The 337-nt window shown below is 44.8% G+C and carries 1 protein-coding gene; it reads right to left on the bottom strand.

Annotated elements, in window-relative coordinates; translation table 11 throughout:
* On the bottom strand, window positions 1-337 hold a 337-nt coding region (locus AB4496_RS28185), incomplete at both ends, for a CheR family methyltransferase (protein ID WP_372133340.1).

The raw sequence follows: 337 nt of genomic DNA, 5'->3' as shown, positions 1-337 counted from the left end.
TTCAGACGCACCCAATAACAGGTAACCACCAGGATTCAGGCTATTTGCCATCTGGTTAAGTACTTTTGACTTCATATCCGGAGAGAAATAAATCAACACGTTACGACAAAAGATAATGTCGAATTTGCCTAACAGTGCATAGCTCTCCATCAAGTTCTGAGGACGGAAGTTTACCATTCGCTTAACGTTGTCTTTCACTTTCATACGACCATCGCCAGCATCTTCAAAGAAAGTGCGACGGCGCTCAGGAGAAAGTCCTCGGCCCAAGGCAAGGTTGTCATAAGCGCCAGTGCGGCACATATCTAACATACTTGCTGAAATATCAGTAGCGGTAATC

Origin of the sequence: Vibrio sp. 10N.222.46.A1 (assembly GCF_041473595.1) — a bacterium.
Classification (GTDB): domain Bacteria; phylum Pseudomonadota; class Gammaproteobacteria; order Enterobacterales; family Vibrionaceae; genus Vibrio; species Vibrio tasmaniensis_A.
Note: the sequence above shows the minus strand (reverse complement) of the source record. Positions and strands in the feature narration are given on the sequence as shown.